Annotated in this window: 12 protein-coding genes and 1 pseudogene; 4 read left to right on the forward strand and 9 right to left on the reverse strand. The window is 67.9% G+C overall.

From position 1 onward, the window contains the following. Nucleotides 1-100: pseudogene (locus tag BM345_RS29805) on the forward strand (IS481 family transposase); the annotation flags it as partial. Here the strand turns inward: BM345_RS29805 and BM345_RS21630 are convergent. Genes BM345_RS21630 through BM345_RS21640 form a run of 3 tightly spaced genes read right to left on the reverse strand, consistent with a single transcriptional unit; the run spans nt 97 to nt 3,823 of the window. Further along, entirely contained in the window at nt 97-318 is a 222-nt protein-coding gene (locus tag BM345_RS21630) for a hypothetical protein (RefSeq protein ID WP_093383502.1), read from the reverse strand. The pseudogene BM345_RS29805 and the gene BM345_RS21630 overlap by 4 nt on opposite strands. Nucleotides 319-366: 48 nt before the next feature. Next, nucleotides 367-1,437, reverse strand: coding sequence for a phospholipase (locus tag BM345_RS21635; RefSeq protein ID WP_093383504.1), 1,071 nt, complete (start codon nt 1,435-1,437; stop codon nt 367-369). A 31-nt stretch (nt 1,438-1,468) separates the two neighbouring features. Beyond that, nucleotides 1,469-3,823, reverse strand: coding sequence for a Tex family protein (locus tag BM345_RS21640; protein WP_093383506.1), 2,355 nt, complete (start codon nt 3,821-3,823; stop codon nt 1,469-1,471). 249 nt (nt 3,824-4,072) lie between these two features. On the opposite strand from BM345_RS21640, the gene BM345_RS21645 reads away from it, so the two are divergent. Both BM345_RS21645 and BM345_RS21650 read left to right on the forward strand, forming a co-directional pair. Further along, entirely contained in the window at nt 4,073-4,657 is a 585-nt protein-coding gene (locus tag BM345_RS21645; RefSeq protein WP_093383508.1) for a DUF2239 family protein, read from the forward strand. An 80-nt stretch (nt 4,658-4,737) separates the two neighbouring features. Then, nucleotides 4,738-6,093, forward strand: a complete 1,356-nt coding sequence (locus tag BM345_RS21650) for an MATE family efflux transporter (RefSeq protein WP_368086495.1) — start codon at nt 4,738-4,740, stop codon at nt 6,091-6,093. Nucleotides 6,094-6,547: 454 nt separating this feature from the next. Here the strand turns inward: BM345_RS21650 and BM345_RS21655 are convergent, their stop codons facing one another. From BM345_RS21655 to BM345_RS21680, 6 genes are all read right to left on the reverse strand, one after another. Further along, complete coding sequence (locus BM345_RS21655) at nt 6,548-7,795, reverse strand: catalase family protein (protein ID WP_217654017.1); 1,248 nt, start codon at nt 7,793-7,795, stop codon at nt 6,548-6,550. A gap of 2 nt (nt 7,796-7,797) precedes the next feature. After that, the gene (locus BM345_RS21660) at nt 7,798-9,303 is read right to left on the reverse strand and encodes a Dyp-type peroxidase (RefSeq protein ID WP_093383513.1); all 1,506 of its coding nucleotides are present in this window, start codon (nt 9,301-9,303) and stop codon (nt 7,798-7,800) included. After that, entirely contained in the window at nt 9,300-10,598 is a 1,299-nt protein-coding gene (locus BM345_RS21665) for a hypothetical protein (protein ID WP_093383516.1), read from the reverse strand. Before BM345_RS21665 ends, BM345_RS21660 begins: the two co-directional genes overlap by 4 nt. Nucleotides 10,599-10,617: 19 nt before the next feature. Next, nucleotides 10,618-11,049 carry a hypothetical protein gene (locus tag BM345_RS21670; RefSeq protein ID WP_093383519.1) on the reverse strand — a complete coding sequence of 144 codons (432 nt, stop codon included), beginning with the start codon at nt 11,047-11,049 and terminating at the stop codon, nt 10,618-10,620. A gap of 124 nt (nt 11,050-11,173) precedes the next feature. Further along, entirely contained in the window at nt 11,174-13,045 is a 1,872-nt protein-coding gene (locus BM345_RS21675) for a GMC family oxidoreductase (protein WP_093383522.1), read from the reverse strand. 31 nt (nt 13,046-13,076) lie between these two features. Beyond that, the gene (locus BM345_RS21680; RefSeq protein ID WP_093383525.1) at nt 13,077-15,617 is read right to left on the reverse strand and encodes a hypothetical protein; all 2,541 of its coding nucleotides are present in this window, start codon (nt 15,615-15,617) and stop codon (nt 13,077-13,079) included. Nucleotides 15,618-15,782: 165 nt separating this feature from the next. On the opposite strand from BM345_RS21680, the gene BM345_RS21685 reads away from it, so the two are divergent. Beyond that, entirely contained in the window at nt 15,783-16,661 is an 879-nt protein-coding gene (locus BM345_RS21685; RefSeq protein ID WP_093383527.1) for a putative selenate ABC transporter substrate-binding protein, read from the forward strand. The last annotated feature ends 10 nt before the right edge of the window (nt 16,662-16,671 follow it).

The raw sequence follows: 16,671 nt of genomic DNA on the forward strand, positions 1-16,671 counted from the left end.
CCTGAGCTACTACAACGCCCGAAGGCCGCACTCGGCCTTGGGATACCAGCCGCCAGCCTCCCGCCTTGGCGGGAAGAACCTATTGCAACTCAACAGCTAGCCCTTCCTGCCGCCGAAGATCAGCAGCGCACCGCCCACCACGATGGTGGCGACGCTGGCCCAGGTCGGAAAGAGCACGTCCTGCTTCTCCTTCACCGAGAGTTCGATCGGGCCGATCTTGGCCTGGTGTGTCTCCTTGGTGAAGCTGAAGCCGCCGGTGCCGATGGCGGCGATGCCCGCCACGATGAGGATGAGGCCGATGATGCGCGTCACAGTCATGGGTGCGAAATCTCCACGCCCGTCCGGGCGCTGTCAATAGCGATCGGACTACAGCGGCAGCACCTGGCCCGCGTCGCCCTTGCCCAGCCACTGCTCGAACTCGTCGGCCAGCCGCTGCGACTCGGCCGCCGCGCGCGCCCAGGCCTTCGAACGCGCCGGACCGTCGTTGCCGTAGCGCACGAAGTCGTTGCGATCGGGCAGCTTGCCGTTGGGCAAGGTGGCGATCCACTCGGGGTTCGGGGCCAGCACCACCATCCGGTCGAGGAAGGAGGTGGGCGCGTGGCGCCACTTCAGGCCCTTGTCCAGCCAGCCCGGCACCACCGCCTTCTGGAAGTGCGGGTACAGCACCAGCCCCTCGCTGTTGTTGTAGTCCAGGTGCAGGTGATAGTCGGTGATGCCGCCGTCCCAGTAGGCGCCGGGCGGTGCGCCGGGAATGTCGTGCACCGCTTCCAGCATGAAGGGGATGGAGCAGGACGCCTGCAGCGCCGCCTCGAAGTTGGCTTCGGTCAGGTCGACCTGGCGCGATCGGAAGTCCTGCGTACCGAAGGGCAACACGGCCCCGGGCGTGGAGAACACCACCCGCTCCAGCCACGCACCCAGGCTCTTGCGTCGCACGCTGTTGGTGATGAAGGCGCCCAGGTAGCCGAAGGGCGTGCGGGCCTTGCCCTCGCGGCCCAGGATGTGCCGGCCGCGCGCAGTGATGACGTGCAAGGCGTAGCGCGGGTTCATCAGGACCTCGCCGGTACGCCCGCCGTAGAACTGGCGCAGGCCGTCGCCGAACTGCGCGCTGACCTGCCGCGCGGTCAGCCGCTTCTGTCCCGCGGGCACCTCGAAGTGCTGGTGCACATAGCCGTGTTCAAAGTCCTTGAAGGCCTGCACCGCGTTGTCCAGGCAGGCATTGGCCAGCCGCCACGCGCCGATGGAGGCGCCCACCAGGTGCACCTGCTGGCTGGACTGCGCGAGCCACGAGCCGAACACGAAGCGGTCGATGGGCCCGAGCACCAGCCCCTTGGGGCCGCCCGCCGCGCCCGGCACCACGCGCACGTCCTGCGGCTTGAGGCCCTCGCGTGCAATGTGCTCGCGCGCCACCGGGCCGGCGTAGATGCGCAGGGCCTTCATGGTCGTGCTCATGCCGGCCCCGGGGTGCGGCCTACTTGCGCAGGCCCTGCAGCTTGGCGAAGGCGTTGGCCATCTGGCTGGAAGGCTGCGGCGAGTTGTCGCGGCGCTGCTGCTGGCCGCGCCCGGCCCCTTCGAAGCGGTTGTCGCGCGGGCCGTCGCGGCGCGAGGGGGCCGAGTCCAGCTTCATCGTGAGGCCGATGCGCTTGCGCGCCACGTCCACTTCCATCACCTTCACCTTGACGATGTCGCCGGTCTTGACGACCTCGCGCGCATCGTTGACGAACTTGTGGCTCAGCTGGCTCACATGCACCAGGCCGTCCTGGTGCACGCCCAGGTCGATGAAGGCGCCGAACTGGGCCACGTTGCTCACGGTGCCTTCCAGGACCATGCCTTCCTTCAGGTCCGCGATGTCTTCCACGCCGTCGTTGAAGCGGGCCACCTTGAAGTCCGGGCGCGGGTCGCGGCCGGGCTTTTCCAATTCGCCCAGGATGTCCTTGACGGTGATGACGCCGAACTTGTCGTTGGCGAAGAGTTCGGGGCGCAGGGTCTTGAGCATGTCGGCACGGCCCATCAGTTCCGCGATGGGCTTGCCGGTCTTCTGCAGGATCTGTTCCACCACCGGGTAGGTCTCGGGGTGCACGCCCGTCACGTCCAGCGCGTTGGTGCCGCCGCGCACGCGCAAAAAGCCCGCGCTCTGCTCGAAGGTCTTGGCGCCGAAGCCCGTGACCTCCAGCAGCTGCTGGCGGCTGTTGAAGGCGCCGTTGGCTTCACGCCAGCGCACCACGGCCTTGGCCACGCTGGCCGACAGGCCCGACACGCGCGACAGCAGGGGCACGCTGGCCGTGTTGAGGTCCACGCCCACCGAGTTCACGCAGTCTTCCACCACCGCGACCAGGGTGCGGGCCAGCTCGCTCTGGTTCACGTCGTGCTGGTACTGGCCCACCCCGATGCTCTTGGGGTCGATCTTCACCAGCTCGGCAAGCGGGTCCTGCAGGCGGCGCGCGATGCTGGCGGCGCCGCGCAGGCTCACGTCCACGTCGGGCATTTCCTGGCTGGCGAACTCGCTGGCCGAATAGACCGAGGCGCCGGCCTCGCTGACGACCACCTTCTCGACCGGCGTGGCCTTGACGCCCGCCTGGCCGGCCATCCTGGCCAGCAGCTTGATGAGGTCGGCGGCCAGCTTGTCGGTCTCGCGGCTGGCGGTGCCGTTGCCGATGGCAATGAGGTTCACGCCGTGCTTGGCGCACAGCTTGCCCAGGGTATGCAGCGAGCCTTCCCAGTCCTTGCGCGGCTCGTGGGGGAAAACGGTGCTGGTGTCCACCAGCTTGCCGGTCGCATCCACCACGGCCACCTTCACGCCGGTGCGGATGCCCGGGTCCAAGCCCATCACCACGCGCGGCCCGGCCGGAGCGGCCAGCAGCAGGTCGCGCAGGTTGTCGGCGAAGACCTTGATCGCCACCTTCTCCGCGTCTTCGCGCAGGCGGGTGAACAGATCGCGCTCGCTGGACAGGCTTAGCTTCACGCGCCAGGTCCAGGCCACGCACTTGCGGATCAGGTCGTCGGCCGGACGGCCCGCATGGCTCCATCCCAGGTGCAGCGCGATCTTGCCTTCGGCGATGCTGGGCTTGCCCGGCTCGGGCTCCACCGGCAGCACCAGCTTGGCGTCCAGGATTTCCAATTGACGGCCGCGGAACACCGCCAGCGCGCGGTGCGAAGGCACGCGGCCGATGGGCTCGTCGTAGTCGAAGTAGTCGCGGAACTTGGCGACGTCGGCGTTGTTCTCGTCCTTGCCGGAGGCCAGCGTGGACTTGAACAGGCCCTCGTTCCAGAGCCATTCGCGCAGCGACTGCACCAGCGCGGCGTCCTCGGCCCAGCGCTCGGACAGGATGTCGCGCACGCCGTCGAGCACCAGCTGCACCGTCGAGAAGTCCAGGCCGTCGGCGGCAGGCTTCACGAACTCGGCCGCTTCCTTCTGCGGGTCCAGCGTCGGGTCGGCGAAAAGCTTGTCGGCCAGCGGCTCGATGCCGGCCTCGCGGGCCATCTGGCCCTTGGTCCGGCGTTTCTGCTTGTAGGGCAGGTAGAGGTCTTCCAGCTCCTGCTTGGTGGGCGCGGCCTCGATGGCGGCCCGCAGCTCGGGCGTGAGCTTGCCCTGCTCCTCGATGCTCTTGAGCACCGCGGCGCGGCGCTCTTCCAGCTCGCGCAGGTAGGAAAGGCGGGCCTCCAGCTCACGCAGCTGGATGTCGTCCAGGCCGTCGGTGGCTTCCTTGCGGTAGCGGGCGATGAAGGGGACCGTGGCGCCGCCGTCGAGCAGGTCGACGGCCGCTTTCACCTGGTGCACGCCAACCTTGATTTCGGTGGCGATCTGGCGAAGGATTTTCTCTGACATGGCTGGGAAAACAGACGAAGCGCCGGCGGCCTCTCCTGTCTCCGGGTGTGCCGCCGCCGCTTGGTAAAGCGAAAGCGGCTGAGTTTGCCATAGGGTTGGTCCCCTGCCGGAAGGCTTGCGCCGCACGCGAATCACTGCGCAAACTCCCAGTCTCCACAAAAATATTAAGTCCGGGTAGAATAATCAAACTTTCTGGAGGAAGCCATGCCATCAGAAGCTTCGCCCGATGCAAACACGCCCTCCTCTTCGATGGACTCGCTGCCAGACCGCCTGAGCGCCTTCGCGGGCTTCAGACGCGTGGCCGGCGGCCCGTCTGCCGAGGTGATCCAGCAGTTGCGCAGTTCGGGCCACCCCAGCGGCGGCGAACTGGTGCGCGTCTTCGACGATGCCACCGGCACGCGGCTGGACCTGGACCTGCGCCCGCAGGCCGAGATCGATGCGACCCCGGTGCCCAAACCGCCCGCGGCTGCCGCGGCGCCGGCCCAGCGCAGCGTCGGGCGTCCCCGGCTGGGCGTGGTGGCACGCGAAGTGACGCTGCTGCCGCGCCACTGGGACTGGCTCAACCGCCAGCCCGGCGGCGCCTCGGTGGCGCTGCGGCGGCTGGTGGACGACGCGCGGCACGTGCATCGCGAACGCGATGCGCTGCGTGCCTCGCGCGAGACCACTTACCGGGTCATGACCGAGATGGCAGGCGACCTTGCAGGCTTCGAGGAAGCCACGCGCGCCCTCTTCGCCGGTGACGGCGCCCAGTTCAAACTGCTCATCGAGCCCTGGCCGGAAGACCTCCGCGACTATCTGCATCAGCTTTCCGCTGCTGCCTGGAACCCTTCATGAATTCATCTTCCCCTGCACCCGGCGCCGAAGAAGCAGTGCCGGTGCCTTCGGCTGCGCCCGTGCAGGCGCAGCACCATCCGGTGGGCAGCACCGAGTCCCGGCCGCTGTGGAAGACCTTCCTGGTCTTCCTCGCACCCATGCTGCTGTCGAACATCCTCCAGTCGATGTCCGGCACGATCAACAACATCTATATCGGCCAGATGATCGGCGTGGATGCGCTGGCGGCGGTGTCCAGCTTCTTTCCGGTGATGTTCTTCTTCATCGCCTTCACCATCGGCCTGGGCGCCGGCTCTTCTGTGCTCATCGGCCAGGCCTGGGGCGCGAAACAGCGCGACACCGCGCGCGCCGTTGCCGGCACCACGCTCACGGTGGGCGTGCTCTTCGGCCTGGCGGTGGCGATCTTCGGCGGCGCATTCACCCAGCCCATGCTTCGACTGCTGGGCACGCCGCCGGACATCCTGCCGGACGCGACGCGCTACGCGCGAATCATCCTGATCGCGATGCCAGGCCTGTTCCTCTTCCTGCTGTCCACCGCGATGCTGCGCGGCGTGGGCGACACGGTGACGCCGCTGTACACGCTGCTGATCTCGACGCTGCTCGGCCTGATCGTGACGCCCGCGCTGATCCGCGGCTGGTTCGGCTTGCCGCAGATGGGCGTGGCCAGCGGCGCGTGTGCGACGGTGGTGGGCTTCATCGCCGCGACCTTGTGGCTGGCTTTTCATCTGCGCCGGATCAAGAGCCCACTGGCGCCCGATGCAGACTTCGTGCGTCACCTGCGAATCAACCCGCGGCTGCTCAAGGGCGTGCTGAAGGTGGGCGTGCCCACCGGCGTGCAGATGATCGTGGTGGCGCTGGCGGAACTGGCCCTGCTGTCCTTCGTGAATGCCTACGGTTCGTCGGCGACGGCGGCGTATGGTGCAGTGAACCAGGTGGTGGCGTACGTGCAGTTCCCGGCGATCTCGATCGCCATCACGGCATCGATCCTGGGCGCGCAGGCGATCGGCGCCGGGCGGGTCGACCGCCTGGGTGCGATCACCAAGACGGCCTTGCAGATGAACGTGGTGCTGACCGGCTCCCTCGTGCTACTGGGCTACCTGTTGTCGCGGCAGCTGATGAGCCTGTTCATCACCAGCGAGCCGGTGATCGAGGTGGCGCAGACGCTGCTGCACATCATGCTGTGGAGCTGCGTGATCTTCGGGATGGCCTCGGCGCTGTCGGGGATCATGCGCGCGAGCGGGTCGGTGCTGGTGCCCACCGCCATCTCGATCTTCTGCATCCTGCTGATCGAATTGCCGACGGCCTGGTTCATGAGCCATCGGATCGGGCTCAACGGCGTGTGGATCGCGTATCCGGTCGCGTTCGGGGCGATGCTGATCCTGCAGTCGTTGTACTACCGGCTGGTCTGGAGCAAGAAGGCGATCAAGCGGCTGGTTTGACGTTCTCGCACTCGTTGGTTGGTCGTTCGTTGGTTGGTTCGTTCGCTCGACGGTTCGGGGGCACGGTGTGACGGTTTCTAGAACAGCCGAACCACCCACCATCAACTACCGATAGCCCCGGGTTGTGCGACGGTCGAACACGACCGACGTGTCCAGGTCAAAGGTCTGTGTGCCGCTGTGTGCGCAGCGCGCCTCTCGGGCGCCGAGCAGCGCAGCGGGACCGGCCCGTTTTTGTGTGCCGAAGGACACACAAAAACTTCAACATCTGACTTGCGGCAGCTGTTTGAACGTAGCGAGCGCAGCTCGCGGAGTGAGTTCTGCCGCGGGGCCGGTTTCGCGAGCAGCGCAGGGGAGCCGGCGCGAAGCGCCGGCTCCCCGAGTGGCGTGCTGCGCACACAGCGGCACACAGGCCTTTGACCCGCCCCGAACGACAAACACAACAACGAACAAAGAATCAGTCGAACACCTCATCCCCGTTCGGCTCGAAGTGCGGCACCCCATTCATCCGATGCCTCAGCTGCGACAGCTCGTAGTACATCCTCTTGCGCGCCCGGCTCTGGTTGCCCAGCGGCCGGTGCTCCGCGATTGTGTGCCAGGGGTTGTACGACAGCCGCTTGGCAAACTCCATCTGCGCCACCGAATCGAACTTTTGCCTCGGCAGGCGCAGTGTCGCGACCGGCACGCGGGGCGACAGCTTCTCGGGCCACAGCACGCCCGCGTTCTCGATGGGCATCAGGTGCGGATCGGTCTGCATCTGCACGCGAACTTCGAGTTCTACATCGCCCTCGGACAAGGACGCCACCATCGCCTGGCGCAGGTAATCGTCCGGCGGACGCAGCGGCAGGCGCGGAATCGGCGTGCGGCGCTTCGAGGTCGGCCACACCGAATACTGCATCGCCTGCCCCTCCCCCATCAGGTAGGGCACGCAACTGAAGTACGGCGCCTCGAAGGGGCTGCTCTGCGTCTTGATGAACAGCGACTGCATCACCAGGTCCAGCACGTGTGAATCGTGGAAGTTGACGAAGTGGAAGATCTGCGCGTTCTTCACGCTCCACTTCTGCAGCTTGGCGTTCTCCTTGGCATTGGGCGTGACGAAGGTGGGCGTGGAGACGCCGAACATGTCCAGCGTGTGCTGCTCTTCCTCCAGCAGCTTGGGCCCCGGCACGCCCATGAGCTTGATGCTGATGCTCATGAAGCCGACGTCGTCGATGTCCGGCGTGATGTAGGGCCCCGGCCCCGAGAAGCGCACCCAGCAGCGGAAAGTCTGCGGCTTGGCATAGATGCCTCGACGCATGTGCTCGGGCAGGCCATCGTGCACGGTGAACTCGCCGCGCACGATGCCCTGCGTCTTGGTGTTGCCGCCTCGCTCGAAGCCGCCGGGCTTCCACAGGTCGCGCATCTGCTGGGTGAAGCTGGCCACGATCGAATCGGTCCAGGCTTCCTCGTCATCCAGCAGCCGTTCCTCCGCGATCCGCAGGCCCTCGTCCTTGCGGTTGCGGTTGACCAGCGCCGTCGTCCACTCGGCCAGCGGGTCGCGCAGCAGCGCATCGAAGCCCGGGCGGAACAGGGGGTCGATGCGCCGCTCCGCGCGCAACAGCAGCATGCCCGCGTCGCTGATGAAGTTCAGCAGCGCCGAGCCGCTGTTGGCGCGCGGCGTCGGCCGGCTGGTGTTGGATCGGGTGTCCACGGTGACGGTGTTCATGGTCAATGCTCCTTGGCAAGGAAGCGCAGCGCACGGATGCCGGGCAGGAAGAAATAGGCGCCGCCCACCACCTGCACGAACTGCGGCAGGCCCGACAGCTGGAGGTCGCAGCCGCCCTCGGTGGGCATCGAGAAGTTGTCCGTGGGTTCGCCCTCCAGACCGGGCAGGCGGTTGCCCAGCATCGGGTCGCTCTCGTTGTGCAGCCCGCCGAAATGGGTGCCGGCAATCCACGCGCCCTGCACGAACTCGAACTGCCGCGCGATGCTGGCCCCCAGGCAGATGAAATGGATGCCGGAGCCGTCCGCGCCGGCGTTCTCGCCAGCCAGCGCCTGCTCGATCGACAGGCGCTCGCCGTACTCGCGCCCGCGCCGCAGCAAGCGGTGGAAGCGCGTCGAAGACATGTGGTCCTCGGCCAGCGCCTGCGCGTCGAAGCCCAGCGTGCGGATCAGCTTCGACAGCGGCCCGCGGGTGCCCGATGGCAGGTCGGCGTTGCGCGGATTGCTGCGCCGGATGTGGGCGCCGACAGGGCAGCGCACGCCGCGCGGGTCGCTGCGGTAGGTGAAGCTGTTGAGCGCGTCGTCCTCGCCTTCGATGCGCTCGTCGTCGCCGCGGATCAGCGGCATCCCGTCGCGGCTGCGCCCCACCACGGCCGCAGCCAGTTCTTCGCGCTGGCCTGCTTCGCCCCCCGCCGCCGCGTCCAGGAAGCGCCAGAAGCTGCCCACGTCCTGGCTCAACTGGCGCAGCACCAGGTAGCTGCCGTTGCGCCCCAGGTCCGCCAGCTCGGGGCTGTCCTCGGCACGCGGCAGGCGGCCCTCGGGGTCGAATTCGTCCCGCAGCAGGGGCCGGTCGGTGTATTCGCCGTACTCGTTGGGGTAGCCCAGCAGGTACTCGCCCAGGCAGGACAGGTTCGAGTAGTCCAGCACCTGTGCGTCGCGCACCGGCCGGCGGCGCTGCCAGTCGAGCTGCGGCTGAGAGATGCCATCGACGAAGCCGAAGGGCTCCGTGTCGTGCATGTCCGCGGTGCCCAGGCAGCGCAGCAGGTCGAAGCCGGACGAGCACTGGTCCAGCACCTGCTGCTGCCAGGCCTGCAGTTCTCCGGGCAGCGCATAGAGCATCAGCATCACGTGCGGCACGGCGCCGTCTGCGCCGCCCCATGCCCAGTTCCTGGGCGTGCCGGGGCCCAGGTCGCCCAGGCGGCGCGAGCGGCTGTCGTCTCCGCTCATGCCGCCCATGAATTCACGCGAGAAGCCCTGCACGATCTCCTCGTTCACGCCCAGGGCGCGCAGGCCGGGGCAGCTGAGGGCCACCTGCAGCACGGTGCGCGGCGGCGGGGACTGCTCCCGCGCACTGCTCACCGGGCAGCGGGCCAGCCAGGCGCGCGCGGAGGCCGCGTCGCGCACCTTCAGCAACAGGAAGCTGGCCTGCGTGAGCGTGCGGTAGCCGTAGCGCACCAGACCCTGGATGTCGTCGAAGTCGACGCGGGCGTTCGGAGCGTCGCCGTCGCTCATAGCAGCCTCAGCCAGGCCAGGGCCTGCTGCTCGTTCATCTCGCCAGCCTCGACGCCTTCGCGGATCCGGCGGTTGCGCTCCAGGTCACCCAGGGTGAGCCCGGGGTAGGCCTTGTACCAGACCTGCGTGGGCAGCTGGTGCCTCCGCTGGTAATGCTTGAAGCGCAGCTCGTGCCGCGCACCGCCCAGGATGAGCCAGCGCGTGCGCGGCCAGCCGAAGCCGTTGGAGAACACCAGGTTCAGGCCCCAGGCCGCCTTGTTGACGAAGTCGTCCATGTAGCTCTCGTGGCTGCCGTCGTAGTTGCTGCAGAAGAGCACGCGCTGGCGGTCGTCCATGAACACCCAGCGCGCGAAATGGATGCTCTGGATGCGGGCCAGGTGCCCCTTCCCGAAGACATGCCGGCAGGCGTAGTCGATGGCCAGCAGCACCACCGGCACCAGCGCGCGCCTGAACCACCCGGGCTTGACCGCCCCAAGCGCAGTGAAGCTGTTCGAGACGTCGTGGTCCTCCAGCCGCTGCATGGCCAGCACCTCGGCCGTGCCGGGGCGCGGATAGAACTCGGGGTCGCTTTCCTCCTGCCGGCGCAGCATGAAGATCGCGAAGGGGGCCAGCACGATCAGCAGCGGCAGCAGCAAGAGGCCCAGCAGGGGCAGGCCCACCAGGTGCATCAGGTCGCGCAGGCGCCAGGCCAGCGGCGTGGGATCGGGCGGCGTGAGCGTCAGCCGCCCCGCCGCGCGTTCGGCCCGCACATGGGCCAGCAGCTGGCGGCGTACCGAGCGCGGGTCCAGGGCCACGCCCCGCGGCGCGCTGGAGGACAGGAGCTTCTGCAGTTCGCTCTCTTCCAGCACCTGCCGCACGGTGCGGCCGATGCGGTTGACGTAGTTCGCCCCCACCGGCAGGTCGTGCGCCTGCAGCCAGGCCAGCATGCGGCCATGGCTGCTGCCGTCGAAGTCCTTGCAGTGCGAGAAGATTCGCCTCAGGCCACCGAATGACTTCTGCACGAATTCGTCAAGCTGGTCGTCGGCCGAACCGTCGCATTCGCCCACGAAGGCCAGGTACAGCGGCGGCACCGGCGGCCGCGGCAGTTCGAAGGCTTCCAGGTCGGCCATGGTTGCGTCGTCCAGCAGCGCGAAGCGTGCGAAGTGCAGGCGCTCGAACACGGCGAAGGGCACCAGCCCGTTGTCGGGGTTGGCCATGCCCGGGCGCGCATTCATCGTGTCCAGCAGCAGGCGCAGCGAGGCCTCCTTGCCTTCGGCCACCACCGCGACGACTGTGAAGGGCGATTGGGGGGTCACCGCATCGCCGGTTCTGGTTTCAGAACTCGAGGCAGAAATCGATCAGCCGGTCCTTGCCCCAATACACCTTGCCCAGATAGAACTTGGGGCCGATCAGCCGGATCTCGTCGCGGATGTACTTGGCCAGCATCGAGGTGTCGGAATAATCCAGCACGACGCACTCCTTGCCGTCCAGCCAGCTCTCGCCCTTGTAGACGCGCGCCACGATGGCCTGGAAGCCGAAGAACAGCACCTTGTTCTTGAGCAGGCCCTTCTCCGCGTCGAAGACCTTTCCCTGCCAGCCGAACACGTTGATGATCTGCGCGATGTGCTCGGAATACACCGTGCCGGGCGCCACGATGGCGGTGCCCTTGGCTTCCCCATCGGGGATGTCGCCGGCCGGGCTGGCCTTGAACAGGTCGTCGAGTTCCTCCTGCGTCATCGCCATCAGCTGTTGCACGTCGTAGGCCATGGGCATCCTCCTGTGCGGCGCTCTGCCGCGCGAAAAGTTTCGGGCAGGTGCCCTGGAGCGTCAATTTGCCTAAAGGCAAGTTCGGCGCCGCGTGCATTGGCCTTAAGGCCTGCCTGTGCACTCTTCACTGGACGCCTTGCGTTGCGGGCGCCCGCCGCGCCGTGGCCAGCACCATGTCCGCGGCCTTCTCGGCCAGCATGTAGACCCCCGCAACGATGAAGAAGCCCGGGATGCGCGGAAACGCCGACGCATCCACAACGCGGAGCCCCGCCACGCCATGCACGGACAGGGTGCTGTCCAGCACGCCGCCCTCCTCCCGCGCGCCGATGGGGCAGGTGCAGCTCGCGTGGTGGCCCCAGGCGGTGTCGCGCACGAACCGTTCCAGCTCCTCGTCGCTCTGCAGGTCGCGGCCGGGCTGCAGTTCCTGCGCGATCCGGCCGCTCGCGATCAGCGGTGCCGTGAGCTCGCGCAGCGCGCGGATGGCCTCCACCACCGCGCGCAAGTCTTCCTTGCCGCCCGGGCTGCCTTCCTCGAACTGCGCGAAGTTGACGACGGGCGGGTCCAGCGGGTCGCCCGAGCGCAGGCGCACGCTACCGGCGCGGTTGCGCGTTCGGCCCTTGAGCACGGCCCAGGTGAAGTGGTCGTCGTGGCCGCTGATGAGCTTGGAGAAGTTCGGAAAATAGCCCTCGAAACGGGCCAGAAGCGCCATGCAGAAGAGGTCCGGCTCCGGCGAGCCGGCCACGGTCGATCGGCTCACCAGGCCCACGGCGGCACCGTTCGATCCGTACATGCCCTCGCCCGCCCTTTGCCAGCGTTGCCAGAGCGCGTCGCCGCGTTCCCAGCGGGCGCCATCCAGCACTTCCCAGGGCCGGTTCATCCGATGCGTGAGCGTCACCTCGTAGCGGTCCTGCAGGTTGCGCCCCACGCCGGGGAGGTCCACAAGGACCTCGATGCCGTGCGCGTGCAGTTCGCGCGCCGGCCCGATGCCCGAGAGCATCAGCAGCTGCGGCGTGTTGAAGGCGCCCCCGCACAAGATGACTTCGCGCTGCGCATGCACCTCGCGCCGCTCCCCTGTCGCCGCGCTGGGCAGGGGATGCGCGCGATAGAGCCTTGCACCCTTGAGGTATTCCACGCCGTGGGCCGCCCCCTGCGCATCGAAGAGCACTCGCGTGGCCAGCGCGTCCAGCTCGATGTGCAGCCGGTCCGGGTGCCGGCGCGCCACGTCCAGCAGCCGCTCGCGCACGGCGTGGCGGCGGTGGCCGCTGGTGGCCAGCGGCGTGTAGCAGATGCCCTCGAAGCTGCCGCCGCGCCGGCGCCTGGCGTTGGGGTCGCCCAGGCCATTGCGCATCCAGCGCCAGGCGCTCAGCAGCGGCGTGGGCAGCTTGCGCGTGAAGCCGCCCACGGTGCCCAGCACCAGCCGCACCAGGCCGTCGTCGCGCAGCACCGACAGCGGCATCGACTTCTCGGTGCGCAGCCAGCCTTCCCACCCATGGCCGGTCGGGTCCAGGCCGATGTTGCGCAAGGCCCGCCACACCGGGCGGTGGCGGCAGTTCTCGATGCGGTGCAGGTACAGCTGCATATGGTCGGCGCGCCAGGACACGTCGCCGGTGGCGCGCGCGATCTCGTTCCAGTCGGCGTCGTGCGGCGGCATGAAGATCATCGCGTTGTGCACCGTGCATCCGCCCAGGGCGGCGGCGCGGGGATAGAGCACGCCTTCACCGGGCCGGTACTTGGGGTCGCGTGCCTGCAGCGCCTCGTCCGCGTAGTGGCGCACCTGGAAGTTCCAGGCCAGCGCCGGGTTCTCGCAGGCGAAGGCGTGGAAGGCGGGCACCTCGCAGTCGTCGGGCATGCGCTGCTCGCCCTGCGGATCGCCACCGGCCTCGATCAGGAAGACGCGCATGCCTTCCTCCACCAGCCGGGCCGCGAGCACGCCGCCGCCGGCGCCGGAGCCCACGATCACGTAGTCCCAGTCCAGCGCCGTTTGGACGACTGCCATATCGGTGGGCGTGCGTTCCTGCCGGCTCGCTTCAGAAGGTCTTGAGGAAGGCGATCAGCGCGCGCTTGTCCGCATCGCTCAGCTCGGGCTCCTTGCCGAAGGACTTCTCGTCGGCAGACAGGCCGTCCTGCCGGTTGAACTCGGCCGTGCCGAAGTAGTGGCCGCGATTCACCACGAAGTCCGGGCATTTGCTCAGCGCCATCATCGGCTCGCGCAGGTCGGTGAAGTGCTGGCGCAACTGCGCGTCGGTGGCGTCCTTGGGGGCCGTCAGCAGGTTGGCCTTCAGGCGGATGGCCAGGCCGCTGATGCGCGCCACGTGCTCGGCCTTGTCGGCGATGCCGTCTTCCTCCGAGCGCAGCTTGAGGTTCGACAGGATGCCGATGGGCACGCCCTTGGGAATCGGCCCCAGCACCACGTCGCCGCCTTCCGAGAAGACCTGCGGAAACCAGCGGTGCAGCCGGCCCTGCATCGGCTGCAGGCCTTCGGGCACGAAGCCGGTGGGAATCACCACCTCGCTGCGTTCGGTGGTGCGGTCGATGGTGCCGTTGACCTTGTCGCCCAGTTCGGGGTCGCGCTCGCGCTTCTCGGGCCACAGCATCTGCTCGATCGACGCCTCGAAGACCTTCATCCGCGCATCCACCGACGGATTGCCGTCGAAGGGTCCGACCGTGTTGTTCAGCAGGAAGGGCGCGGTGGACCAGGCGCTGATGAGCGAAGGCACCCGCGTGTAGCCGCGCCCGCCCGCCGGCATGGCATAGGCGAAGGACTGGCCGGTGAAGGGGTCCTGCAGCGTGACCGTGCCCACCGAGGGCAGCGACTTGTAGGTGCTTGACGAGAAGTTGTCCCAGATGTTCCCGGCCAGCGCATTGGTCGCCAGCGGGCTGCAGACGTTGGTGCGCAGCAGCGTGGCCGGGATGCGGCGGTCGCTGGAGAGGTAGTTGTTGTCCAGGAAGTCGGGCGCGGCGACGATGGGCCGCATCTGGGTCTTGAACTCGTCGGTCTGCGTCCAGTTCCAGTAGCGCTTGAAGCAGTCCATGTAGCCAGGGCCGGTGCACTGCGGCGATGCGAAGTCCACCACCGGCGTGGGCGCCTTGCTCGAGTGGCAGCGCGCGCAGGTGTCGGCAAAGACCTGCTTGCCCTTGTCCAGCGTGGCCGCATCGGCCTGCAGGTGGCGGGTGCCGCCGGGCGCGTCCTTCAGGTGGTCGGGCCGTGCGGCCTTGAGGAAGAACAGCGCCGTGGCCGGCGTGCCCGCCTCGGTGGCCTGCCAGTAGCTGGAGTTCTTCTGCGCATCGGCGATCCTGATCGGCGTGATGGTCTTGCCGCCCACCACCGCGTTGAAGTGCAGCAGCCATTCCTCGCTGAACAGGCCGATGTTGAGGTACACCCGGTTGAGCGCGCCCAGCAGCCCCACCGAGTCCGCGCCGTCCTTGAGCACGCGCGGCGCGCCGACCGTCTGCGTCTTGGGGTCGAAGAAGTCCAGCAGCGGCCCGCTGGTGACGAAGTCCTGGAACTGCTTGTTGTCCCGCTCGCCGCCCGTCAGCTTCTCGTGGACGAAGCGCCGGGCCAGGTCCATGCGCGCCGGGAACTCGTACACCGCGTTCATGGTGCGCGGGTTGTTGATGGAATCGGTGGACACCAGCGAGGTGTCCATGGAGCCCGGCCTGAAGGTATGGGCCAGCTGGTACATGAAGTTGCGGCGGCCCTCGGGCTTGTTGGCGTTGAAGATGAAGAGCCGGTCCACCCACATGTACTGCGCGCCCACCGAGGAACTGAGGTTCTCGAACTTCGGGCTCTCCGGGTCGGCCGGCGGCTTGACCGGGCTGGGGCCCAGGTGGCAGAAGCCGCAGCTCATCCCTACGCGGTAGGGCCGCACCAGGTCCTTGCGGTTGTAGTAGCTCGGGTCGGTGTAGTAGCGCTCGGCATCCCATTCCTTGGCCGCCTTCGCGTCGAAGTCTGGGTTGGGAAACAGGCGCAGGCCGGCGATGCCGGTGCCGTAGCCGTAATAGGAGCCCAGCGGCTGCGTGGTGCCGTCGCCCAGCGGCTTGCCGCGCGACCCGATGGCCACGCCAGGGTACTTCTGTTCGTTCTCGAAGGGATCGGGCGCACAGCCGGTGTTGCGCACGTCCAGCCACAGGCCGCGCCGCTCCTTGGAGGCGCCGGCGGCCTTGTCGAAGCAGGGTTCGTTGACCAGGCCGAAATACTCCCAGCGGTTGGAGCGCGTGTAGCCCAGGCTCGGGTGCGAGCTGATCACCTTGAGCAGGTCGAAGGCGCCGAAGGTGTAGTCGGTCATCTTCGTCCAGAAGCGGTCGTTGCCGCCGCTCCAGACCAGCCACATGTTGCGGCCCTGGACCTCCTGCGGCGTCAACGCGATGCCGCCGTCCATGTCCTTGAAGTAGTCCTCGTCGGCATGCTTGAAGGACGCGGCGGTGCGCCCGGCCAGCCGCGCCTCGTCCAGCACCTGGCCCGGCTGCGCTTCTTCTTTTTTCGAGCAGCCCCCCAGCGCGATGCCCAGCAGCAGCACCACCGAAGAGGCGAACAGCACCCGGCCAGGCGCGGACGTGCAACAGGTCATTGCCACTCCTCTCCACTGCCGCGCGAGGCGGCACCCAGATGCGGGCGAAGTGTGGTCGCGGCCCCCTGGCTTGCCTATCGGCCATGCGCGCTAACGCAAAGGTCGTAGCGCGGTCGGCGCGGTGTTGCAAGGGGTAACGCCGCATCGCAATAAACTCGCGGCCTCATGACCTTCACACGCCGCCCTCTTCTTCGCGCCCTCGCCCTGCTGGCGACGGCACCCGTTTTCGCCGCTTCTTCCCTGTCCCATGCCCAGACCGGCACGCTGCGCGTCTCGGCCATTCCGGACGAGGCGCCCACCGAACTGCAGCGCAAGTTCAAGCCGCTGGGCGACTACCTGCAGAAGGAAACCGGCATGAACGTGGTGTTCACGCCCGTCACCGACTACGCCGCCGTGGTCGAGGGCCTGGCCACCGACAAGATCGACATGGCGTGGCTGGGTGGCTTCACCTTCGTGCAGGCCAAGCTGCGCACCGGCGGCAAGGCCGTGCCCATCGTGCAGCGCGCCGAGGACGAGGTCTTCACCAGCAAGTTCATCGTGCCCAAGGACAGCAAGGCCGCCCAGCTGGCCGACCTGAAGGGCCAGACCTTCGCCTTCGGCGCGCCCTCCTCCACCTCGGGCAGCCTGATGCCGCGTTTCTTCCTGATGAAGGCCGGCATCAACCCCGAGAAGGATTTCAAGACGGTGGCGTATTCCGGCGCGCACGACGCCACCGTGGCCTTCGTCGCCGCGGGCCGTGCCGAGGCCGGCGTGCTCAACGCCTCGGTGTGGGACAAGCTGGTGGAAGCCAGGAACCCCAACGCCGAGAAGGTGCGCGTGCTGGCCACCACGCCCACCTACTACGACTACAACTGGACGGTGCGGCCCGGCCTCGATCCGGCCGTCACGAAGAAGCTCACGGACGCCTTCCTCAAGCTGAACGACAAGACGCCCGAAGGCAAGGAAATCCTCGGCCTGCAGCGCGCGTCGAAGTTCATTCCCACCCAGGCATCGAACTACGACGGCATCGAGGCCGCGGCCAAGTCCGCCGGCCTCATCAAGTGAGCAAGGACGC

It is taken from the genome of Variovorax sp. OV329 (genome assembly GCF_900114785.1).
GTDB lineage: Bacteria > Pseudomonadota > Gammaproteobacteria > Burkholderiales > Burkholderiaceae_C > Variovorax.

Bases quoted from the DNA above. Each gene is read 5' to 3' on its own strand.
- BM345_RS21675 (WP_093383522.1), bottom strand. From the start codon at position 13,045: ATGGCAGTCGTCCAAACGGCGCTGGACTGGGACTACGTGATCGTGGGC.
- BM345_RS21635 (WP_093383504.1), bottom strand. From the start codon at position 1,437: ATGAAGGCCCTGCGCATCTACGCCGGCCCGGTGGCGCGCGAGCACATT.
- BM345_RS21670 (WP_093383519.1), bottom strand. From the start codon at position 11,049: ATGGCCTACGACGTGCAACAGCTGATGGCGATGACGCAGGAGGAACTC.
- BM345_RS21630 (WP_093383502.1), bottom strand. From the start codon at position 318: ATGACTGTGACGCGCATCATCGGCCTCATCCTCATCGTGGCGGGCATC.
- BM345_RS21640 (WP_093383506.1), bottom strand. From the start codon at position 3,823: ATGTCAGAGAAAATCCTTCGCCAGATCGCCACCGAAATCAAGGTTGGC.
- BM345_RS21680 (WP_093383525.1), bottom strand. From the start codon at position 15,617: ATGACCTGTTGCACGTCCGCGCCTGGCCGGGTGCTGTTCGCCTCTTCG.
- BM345_RS21655 (WP_217654017.1), bottom strand. From the start codon at position 7,795: ATGAACACCGTCACCGTGGACACCCGATCCAACACCAGCCGGCCGACG.
- BM345_RS21645 (WP_093383508.1), top strand. From the start codon at position 4,073: ATGGACTCGCTGCCAGACCGCCTGAGCGCCTTCGCGGGCTTCAGACGC.
- BM345_RS21660 (WP_093383513.1), bottom strand. From the start codon at position 9,303: ATGAGCGACGGCGACGCTCCGAACGCCCGCGTCGACTTCGACGACATC.
- BM345_RS21685 (WP_093383527.1), top strand. From the start codon at position 15,783: ATGACCTTCACACGCCGCCCTCTTCTTCGCGCCCTCGCCCTGCTGGCG.